Consider the following 8957-nt stretch of genomic DNA (forward strand, 5'->3'; position numbering starts at 1 on the left):
TGGCCAGTCCCTGTAGATACAGTTCAACTGTATTGTGAGGTACCAGTTAACTGTTAATAGGGGGTGTACTGGTCTAAATTGAGGCAACTGTACTTGTCGGCACTTTATTGGTGCGATTGTGCCGTTGATACCGATACGTTGGGGACTTTTCTGTAGGAAACAACCAGTACAGTAGTACAGTTTTATTCGGATAGGGGCTTTTCAATCGGTCGCTGGCGAAACTGTGTTTGCGCCAGCGGCTATCTGTACTATTTACACGGCCAGCATCCGGCCGGTTTCTTCCAGGTTTATGTGCCAGCTCAGTGCTTCGCGCAGGATGTGGGGGGTATGCCCGCCGATGGCACAGGCCGCGGTGAAGTAGTCATCCAGCGCCTGGCGGTAGTCGGGGTGCACGCAGTTGTCGATGATGACCCGTGCGCGTTCCCTGGGTGCAAGGCCGCGCAGGTCCGCCAGGCCAACTTCGGTCACGAGGATGTCGACATCGTGCTCGGTATGGTCAACGTGGCTGACCATGGGGACTACGCTGGAGATCGCGCCGGCCTTGGCGATCGACTTGGTCACAAAGATTGCCAGATGGGCATTTCGTGCGAAGTCGCCGGAGCCGCCGATGCCATTCATCATTCGCGTGCCGCAGACATGCGTAGAGTTGACGTTGCCGTACAGATCGAACTCAAGCGCCGTGTTGATGCCGATGATACCGAGGCGACGTACGACTTCCGGGTGGTTGGAAATTTCCTGAGGGCGCAGGACCAGTTTGTCCTTGTAGCGCTCCAGGTTACCGAACACGTCGCTGTTGCGCCGGGCTGACAAAGTGATCGAGCTGCCTGAGGCGAAGCTCAGCTTGCCGGCGTCGATCAGGTCGAATGTCGAGTCCTGCAGGACTTCCGAGTACATCGTAAGGTCTTCGAACGGCGAATCGATCAAGCCGCACATCACCGAGTTGGCGATGGTGCCGATGCCAGCCTGCAAGGGGCCAAGCTTGTTGGTCATGCGCCCGGCAGCGACTTCCTGCTTGAAGAAGTCGATCAGGTGATCGGCGATGGCCTGAGTGTCCACGTCCGGCGGCAAGACGGTGGATGGCGAGTCGGATTGATTGGTGATGACAATCGCCACGATCTTTTCCGGCGGGATCGGGATGGCAGTGCTGCCGATGCGGTCATCCACCTTTACCAGCGGAATGGGCGTGCGGGTCGGGCGATAGGTCGGGATATAGATGTCGTGCAGACCTTCCAGGTTTGGATTGTGTGCAAGGTTGATTTCGACGATGACCTGTTTGGCGAAAATCGCGAAGCTGGCCGAGTTGCCTACCGAGGTGGTGGGCACGATATGGCCCTGTTCGGTGATCGCTACGGCTTCGATGACGGCGATATCCGGCAGCTTGAGCTGTTGGTTGCGCAGTTGCTCGACGGTTTCCGAAAGGTGTTGGTCGATGAACATGACCTCGCCGGCGTTGATTGCCTTGCGCAGGGTGCTGTCCACCTGGAACGGCATGCGCCGCGATAGCACGCCAGCCTCGGTGAGCTGCTTGTCGAGGTCGTTGCCCAGGCTGGCGCCGGTCATCAAGGTGATTTTCAGCGGAGAGATTTTGGCGCGCTCGGCGAGTGCGTGGGGCACGGCCTTGGCTTCGCCCGCGCGGGTGAAGCCGCTCATGCCGACGGTCATGCCGTCCTCAATCAAAGCGGCGGCGTCGGCGGCGCTCATCACCTTATCCAACAACGAAGGCAAGCGAATACGATCACGATACATGGATTGTTATCTCGGGCAACGGAAGCAAGGTGGGCAGTTTAGTGATTTCCAGAAAAATCCTCCCGCTACCATGGTCGAATGCAGACCACTGATTTAGAGCCTTTGGTCGGGTTGGCGGGGATTTTTACAGGCAATAAAAAACCCCAGCCTACTAAAGGCTGAGGTTTTGGGTATTGCGCTGGAGCAGGTTTTACTCGACGGCTTTGACCATGTCCTCGATGACCTTTTTAGCGTCGCCGAACACCATCATGGTTTTGTCGAGGTAGAACAGTTCGTTGTCCAGACCGGCATAACCACTGGCCATCGAGCGCTTGTTGACGATGATGGTCTTGGCCTTGAACGCCTCGAGAATCGGCATGCCGGCAATCGGCGATTTAGGATCGTTCTTCGCCGCCGGGTTGACCACGTCGTTCGCCCCGAGCACCAGCACCACGTCGGCCTGGCCGAACTCGGAGTTGATGTCTTCCATCTCGAACACCTGGTCGTAGGGCACTTCGGCCTCGGCCAGCAATACGTTCATGTGCCCAGGCATCCGACCCGCCACCGGGTGAATGGCGTACTTCACGGTCACACCGCGATGGGTGAGCTTCTCGGTGAGTTCCTTGAGCGCATGCTGCGCGCGAGCGACCGCCAGGCCGTAGCCAGGAACGATGATCACGGTATCGGCGTTGGTCAGCAGGAAGGTTGCGTCGTCAGCCGAACCGGATTTAACCGGACGAGCTTCCTTGGCGCCTGCAGGGCCGGCGTCTGCCGTGTTGCCAAAACCACCGAGCAGTACGTTGAAGAACGAACGGTTCATCGCCTTGCACATGATGTACGAGAGGATTGCACCGGACGAACCCACCAGCGAGCCGGCGATGATCAGCATCGAGTTGTTCAGCGAGAAACCGATACCTGCCGCCGCCCAGCCCGAATAGCTGTTGAGCATCGACACTACCACCGGCATGTCCGCGCCACCGATCGGGATGATGATCAGCACGCCCAGGACGAAAGCCAGGGCCAGCATCAGTGCGAAGGCACCGAGGTTGCCGGTGAGCATGAAGGTGATGCCCAGGGCCAGCGTTGCCAGGCCCAGCAGCAGGTTCAGCTTGTGCTGGCCACCGAACTGCACGGGTGCGCCCTGGAACAGGCGGAACTTGTACTTGCCGGATAGCTTGCCGAATGCGATCACCGAACCGGAGAAGGTGATTGCACCGATAGCTGCGCCAAGGAACAGTTCAAGGCGGTTACCCGCAGGGATTGCATCGCCCAGCTGCTTGACGATGCCCAGGGACTGCGGCTCGACCACCGCTGCGATGGCGATGAATACCGCCGCCAGGCCGATCATGCTGTGCATGAAGGCGACCAGTTCCGGCATCTTGGTCATTTCAACGCGCTTGGCCATGATCGAGCCGGCGGTGCCGCCGACCAACAGGCCGACAATGACGTAGCCGATGCCCGCGGTGGCGAGCTCAGCGCCCAGCTTGTAGATCAGGCCCACTGTGGTGAGGATCGCCAGGCCCATGCCGAGCATGCCGAACAGGTTGCCGCGTCGGGAGGTTGTCGGATGGGACAACCCTTTGAGGGCCTGGATGAAGCAGATGGACGCGATCAAGTAGAGCGTCGTGACAAGGTTCATGCTCATTACTTGGGCGCCTCTTCTTTTACGACTTTCGGGGCTTTTTTCTTGAACATCTCAAGCATCCTGCGGGTGACCAGGAAGCCACCGAACACATTCACTGCCGCCAGGGCCACGGCCAGGGTGCCCATGGTCTTGCCCAGCGGGGTCACGGTGAGCGCCGCAGCCAGCATGGCGCCGACAATCACGATCGCCGAGATGGCGTTGGTCACTGCCATCAAGGGGGTGTGCAGTGCAGGCGTAACGTTCCAGACCACGTGGTAACCGACATAAATCGCCAGCACGAAGATGATCAGGTTGTAGATACCGGGGGAGATAAGCTCTTCCATCGTCTGAATCCCTGCTTAGGCGTTTTTGCGGATGACTTGGCCGTCGCGGCACATCAGGCACGCGGCGACGATGTCGTCTTCGAGGTTGATCTCGAACTGGCCTTCCTTGTTGAAGACCAGCTTCAGGAAGTCCAGCAGGTTGCGTGCGTACAGTGCCGAAGCATCTGCCGCCACTGCGCCGGCCAGGTTGGTCGGGCCGCAAATGGTCACGCCATTCTCGACTACTACTTGGTCCGCCACGGTAAGCGGACAGTTGCCGCCCTGGGCTGCGGCGAGGTCGATGACCACCGAGCCGGGTTTCATCTGCGCCACGGTTTCCGCGCTCAGCAATGTCGGTGCCTTGCGGCCAGGGATAAGGGCCGTGGTGATGACGATGTCAGCCTGTTTGGCACGTTCGTGAACGGCCAGGGCCTGGCGCTGCATCCAGCTGGCAGGCATGGGCCGGGCGTAGCCGCCGACACCGACGGCGCACTCACGCTCTTCATCGGTTTCGTAGGGCACGTCGACAAACTTGGCGCCGAGGGATTCGATCTGCTCTTTAACGGCAGGACGCACATCAGACGCTTCGATCACTGCACCCAGGCGCTTTGCTGTGGCAATCGCCTGCAAACCCGCGACGCCGGCGCCGAGAATCAGCACCCGCGCCGCTTTCACGGTGCCCGCAGCGGTCATCAGCATCGGCATGAAGCGTGGATAGTGGTGAGCGGCCAGCAATACGGCTTTATAGCCGGCGATGTTGGCCTGGGAGGACAGCACGTCCAGGCTCTGGGCCCGAGAGGTGCGTGGCGCCGCTTCCAGGGCAACCGCGGTAACGCCGCACTCGGCCAGCTTGGCAATGGTTTCATTGCTGAACGGGTTGAGCATGCCCACCACAACGGTTCCGCTCTTGATCAAAGCGAGTTCGCTGTCGCTGGGAGCGACCACCTTGAGAATCAGCTCGGCACCAAACGCCTCATTGGCACTGCCAATAATCGCGCCTGCCGCTTCATAGGCACTGTCGACAACACTGGCATTGATGCCGGCGCCGCTTTGCACAGTGACCTTATGACCCTGGCCGATCAGCTTCTTGATGGTTTCCGGGGTTGCAGCAACCCGTGTTTCACCCGTCTGGGTTTCGAGAGGAACACCAATGTGCACGTCAAATCTCCTGCGTGATCTTATTGAGTAAACCCAGGCACTTCGGATGGTGCGAGCTGGGGCGGCCGATCAGCACGATCCCGCTAAATAAGGGCGGGGCGCGGCATTTTGCAGGCGAACTTTGCACCCTTCAAGGGATTATGATGCGTGACGGAAAATTAACTACAAGTCACCCCGTGACCGAATGTCGCAAGCATTCGGGCCAAGCCCTTGTTAATCGAGGCCTGCAGGGCGTTTTTGGAAGATTCTGGATTTTGCGCATGAGTCAGGTGAATGAGTAATCATCGCTAGGCAATACCGGCTCAAAGCCACGGTGGCACGAGCTTGTGGCACGATTGTGCTCCCTTCAAGTACAGTCTGCTTAAATGCGACAATTACTTATATCTGTAGTGCTTTGATTTACCTGACTACGAGGTCAGCTTATCGCTGTAAGTCGCTAGGACTCAAGGCTATAGCCCTGCGCTTGATTGACCAGCCAATCACGAAAAGCCCTCAAAGAGGCCGATTCGACCTTTCGCTCTGGAATCATGAGGTAATAGGCCTTGATGCTCGACAGCGCATTTGGGTTCGCAATCACCAGGCGTTTCTCCGCCAGCTCACGCTGAATCAGGAAAGGCGGAATCAGCGCGATGCCCATCTCGTGCATCGCTGCCTGGGCGAGCATGGAGAATAGCTCGTAGCGCGGCCCTGTCATGTCCCGCGGGATATTAAGGTGCTGCGAGTTGAACCATTGGCGCCAGGCATAGGGGCGGGTGGTCTGCTGCAGCAGTGGATACTCTGCAATTTGGGCGGGTGTCAGCGAATCCTGGTGTCCAAGCAGGTGCGGGCTGCAGACAGGCATCGGATTTTCCCCCATCAGCCTGTGGGATTCAGTACCCGACCAATCGGCGTCGCCAAAGTAGATAGCCGCATCGAAATCCGTGTCGGCAAACAGGAAGGGGCGGGTCCGGTTGGTCAGGTTGACGGTTACTTCCGGATGCTTGTGCTGGAAGTCTTTCAACCGAGGCAGCAGCCACTGTGTGCCAAATGTCGGCACCACAGCGAGTTCGATGACGTTGGCGCCTTGCTGACCCATCACCGACAAGGTATCGCGCTCAACCGCGTCCAGCTGGGTGGCCACTCGCCGGCTGTAGGAAAGCCCGGCTTCGGTCAGTTTCACTCCGCGACGAGAGCGTCGGAACAGTTCGACACTCAGGAACTCCTCGAGGCTGGCGATCTGTCGGCAAATGGCGCCCTGCGTCAGCGAAAGCTCCTGGGCTGCCTTGGTAAAGCTCTCGTGGCGCGCAGCCGCTTCAAAGCTGATCAGGGCGGTTGTACTGGGGATTTTTCTGCGCATGTACCTCAACCTCACTAATCCATCGCATGATTCGACTTTGGCGATGTTACGGAGTGAGAAATTAGCACAACAGTATGCAAAATCCTCGTTTGCCCTTGCGCTTGGGCAGGCCTAGGATCAATCCACGTTATTTGATGCCTTTCGAGAGGACTTGCTCATGGCCGGTAAAGCTAGCTTCAACTGGATCGATCCGCTGCTGCTGGATCAACAGCTCACTGAAGAAGAACGCATGATTCGCGATACCGCCGAGCAATTCGCTCAGCAGAAGCTGGCGCCGCGTGTTCTGGAAGCTTTCCGTCATGAAAAGACTGACCCGGCGATCTTCCGCGAGATGGGTGAGGTGGGCCTGTTGGGCGCAACCATCCCTGAACAATACGGCGGCAGTGGCCTGAACTACGTCAGCTATGGCCTGATCGCTCGTGAGGTTGAGCGCGTCGACTCCGGTTACCGTTCGATGATGAGCGTGCAGTCCTCGCTGGTGATGGTGCCTATCAATGAATTCGGTACCGAAGCGCAGAAACAGAAGTACCTGCCGAAATTGGCGTCGGGTGAGTGGATCGGTTGCTTCGGTCTGACCGAGCCTAACCACGGTTCCGACCCGGGAGCGATGATCACCCGTGCGCGCAAGGTCGAAGGCGGCTACAGCCTGACCGGCAGCAAGATGTGGATCACTAACAGCCCGATCGCCGACGTGTTCGTGGTTTGGGGCAAGGACGATGCCGGCGATATCCGCGGTTTTGTACTCGAGAAGGGCTGGAAAGGCCTGAGCGCACCGGCGATTCACGGCAAGGTAGGCCTGCGGGCATCGATCACCGGCGAAATCGTCATGGACAACGTGTTCGTTCCTGAAGAGAACATCTTCCCGGACGTGCGCGGCTTGAAAGGTCCGTTCACCTGCCTCAACTCCGCCCGCTACGGCATTTCCTGGGGCGCGCTGGGTGCGGCTGAGTTCTGCTGGCACACCGCTCGTCAATACACCCTGGATCGTCAGCAGTTCGGGCGTCCTTTGGCGGCCACTCAGTTGATTCAGAAAAAACTGGCCGACATGCAGACCGAGATCACCCTGGCATTGCAAGGCTGCCTGCGTCTGGGTCGTATGAAAGACGAAGGCACTGCAGCGGTCGAGATCACCTCGATGATGAAGCGCAACTCCTGCGGCAAGTCCCTGGATATCGCGCGCATGGCTCGCGACATGCTGGGCGGCAACGGTATCTCCGACGAATTCGGCGTTGCACGGCACCTGGTCAACCTGGAAGTGGTGAATACCTACGAAGGCACGCATGACGTTCACGCGCTGATCCTTGGTCGCGCCCAGACTGGCCTGCAGGCGTTCTACTAATAGGAGAACGGCCATGGGCGCGCTTTCGCATCTGCGGGTACTGGATTTATCACGCGTACTGGCCGGACCCTGGTCCGGGCAGATCCTCGCTGACCTTGGCGCTGAAGTGATCAAGGTCGAGCGCCCGGGCAATGGTGATGACACGCGCGCCTGGGGCCCGCCTTTCCTGAAGGATGCCTATGGCGAGAACACCAGCGAAGCGGCTTATTACCTGTCCGCCAATCGCAACAAGCAATCGGTGACCATCGACTTCACTCGCCCTGAAGGGCAGAAGCTGGTGCGCGACCTGGCGGCCAAGTCGGACATCCTGATCGAGAACTTCAAAGTCGGCGGCCTGGCTGCTTATGGTCTGGACTATGAGTCACTGAAGGCAATAAATCCCAATCTGATCTATTGCTCGATTACCGGATTCGGCCAGACCGGCCCCTATGCCAAGCGCGCTGGATACGATTTCATGATCCAGGGACTTGGTGGCTTGATGAGCCTCACCGGGCGGCCTGAGGGTGATGAGGGCGCGGGGCCGGTGAAGGTTGGCGTCGCCCTGACGGACATATTGACCGGGCTGTATTCGACCGTCGCGATTCTGGCAGCGCTGGCGCACCGGGATCACAGTGGCGGCGGCCAGCACATTGATATGGCGTTGCTGGATGTCCAGGTGGCCTGTCTGGCTAACCAGGCGATGAACTACTTGACGACCGGTAATGCACCCAAGCGCTTGGGCAATGCCCATCCAAACATAGTGCCTTATCAGGATTTCCCTACGGCGGATGGTGATTTCATCCTTACCGTGGGTAACGATGGGCAGTTCCGCAAGTTTGCCGAGGTGGCGGGTCAGCCACAGTGGGCTGACGATCCGCGGTTCGCTACCAACAAGTTGCGGGTGGCCAATCGTGCCGAACTGATTCCTCTCATTCGCCAGGCGACCGTATTCAAGACAACCGCCGAGTGGGTGTTGCAGCTCGAGCAGGCGGGCGTGCCCTGCGGGCCGATCAACGACCTGGCGCAAATGTTTGCCGATCCCCAGGTGAAGGCGCGAGGGCTGGCGATTGAACTGCCCCATGCGCTCGCTGGCATGGTGCCGCAAGTGGCGAGTCCGATTCGCCTGTCCGAAACACCGGTGGAATACCGTAATGCGCCGCCTTTGTTGGGAGAGCACACGCTGGAGGTGCTGCAGCGGGTGTTGGGTCTGGATGCTGGTGCGGTGGCCGCCTTCAAGGAAGCCGGGGTGCTTTAAGCTGTTCCTTCTATATAGAGGTGTACTTATATAGAAGGAAAGGCGCGTTTTCGGCCCTTTCCTAACTAATTGATGGAAAAGCAGAATTTACGCTTGACGGCAGATCTCAGGTGTCTATAATTCGCCCCACTTCCGGCGCAGTCGAAACGGAAAACTCCTTGGTAAACAATGAGTTACGCAGTTTTGACGGTCAGCTGCTTCAGGTCATCGAAGCGCAA

7 protein-coding genes are annotated in these 8957 nt (G+C 58.6%); 2 read left to right on the plus strand and 5 right to left on the minus strand.

Annotated elements, in window-relative coordinates; genetic code table 11:
* Positions 1 to 252 precede the first annotated feature (252 nt).
* The 5 genes from IMW75_RS24050 to IMW75_RS24070 form a co-directional block, all read right to left on the minus strand.
* The gene (locus tag IMW75_RS24050) at positions 253 to 1746 is read right to left on the minus strand and encodes an acetyl-CoA hydrolase/transferase family protein (protein ID WP_045059071.1); all 1494 of its coding nucleotides are present in this window, start codon (positions 1744 to 1746) and stop codon (positions 253 to 255) included.
* 190 nt (positions 1747 to 1936) lie between these two features.
* A complete protein-coding gene (locus tag IMW75_RS24055; RefSeq protein WP_045059070.1) occupies positions 1937 to 3370 on the minus strand; it encodes an NAD(P)(+) transhydrogenase (Re/Si-specific) subunit beta in 1434 nt (477 codons plus the stop codon).
* Entirely contained in the window at positions 3370 to 3693 is a 324-nt protein-coding gene (locus tag IMW75_RS24060) for an NAD(P) transhydrogenase subunit alpha part 2 (protein ID WP_007947884.1), read from the minus strand. Before IMW75_RS24060 ends, IMW75_RS24055 begins: the two co-directional genes overlap by 1 nt.
* Positions 3694 to 3708: 15 nt before the next feature.
* Positions 3709 to 4830, minus strand: a complete 1122-nt coding sequence (locus IMW75_RS24065) for a Re/Si-specific NAD(P)(+) transhydrogenase subunit alpha (protein ID WP_205893955.1) — start codon at positions 4828 to 4830, stop codon at positions 3709 to 3711.
* Between the two features lie 436 nt (positions 4831 to 5266).
* Positions 5267 to 6166, minus strand: a complete 900-nt coding sequence (locus IMW75_RS24070; RefSeq protein WP_205893956.1) for a LysR family transcriptional regulator — start codon at positions 6164 to 6166, stop codon at positions 5267 to 5269.
* Positions 6167 to 6323: 157 nt separating this feature from the next.
* Between IMW75_RS24070 and IMW75_RS24075 the strand changes: the two genes are divergently transcribed.
* On the plus strand, positions 6324 to 7505 hold the full coding sequence (locus IMW75_RS24075; RefSeq protein WP_045059067.1) for an acyl-CoA dehydrogenase: 1182 nt from the start codon (positions 6324 to 6326) through the stop codon (positions 7503 to 7505).
* Positions 7506 to 7518: 13 nt separating this feature from the next.
* Complete coding sequence (locus IMW75_RS24080) at positions 7519 to 8739, plus strand: CaiB/BaiF CoA transferase family protein (protein WP_045059066.1); 1221 nt, start codon at positions 7519 to 7521, stop codon at positions 8737 to 8739.
* Positions 8740 to 8957: the final 218 nt, after the last annotated feature.

The organism is Pseudomonas gregormendelii (genome assembly GCF_017114825.1).
Classification (GTDB): Bacteria; Pseudomonadota; Gammaproteobacteria; order Pseudomonadales; family Pseudomonadaceae; genus Aquipseudomonas; species Aquipseudomonas gregormendelii.

What these genes read in the sequence shown, in the direction of transcription:
- IMW75_RS24050 (WP_045059071.1), bottom strand. Translation starts at nt 1,746, where the DNA reads ATGTATCGTGATCGTATTCGCTTGCCTTCGTTGTTGGATAAGGTGATG.
- IMW75_RS24055 (WP_045059070.1), bottom strand. Translation starts at nt 3,370, where the DNA reads ATGAGCATGAACCTTGTCACGACGCTCTACTTGATCGCGTCCATCTGC.
- IMW75_RS24060 (WP_007947884.1), bottom strand. Translation starts at nt 3,693, where the DNA reads ATGGAAGAGCTTATCTCCCCCGGTATCTACAACCTGATCATCTTCGTG.
- IMW75_RS24070 (WP_205893956.1), bottom strand. Translation starts at nt 6,166, where the DNA reads ATGCGCAGAAAAATCCCCAGTACAACCGCCCTGATCAGCTTTGAAGCG.
- IMW75_RS24075 (WP_045059067.1), top strand. Translation starts at nt 6,324, where the DNA reads ATGGCCGGTAAAGCTAGCTTCAACTGGATCGATCCGCTGCTGCTGGAT.
- IMW75_RS24080 (WP_045059066.1), top strand. Translation starts at nt 7,519, where the DNA reads ATGGGCGCGCTTTCGCATCTGCGGGTACTGGATTTATCACGCGTACTG.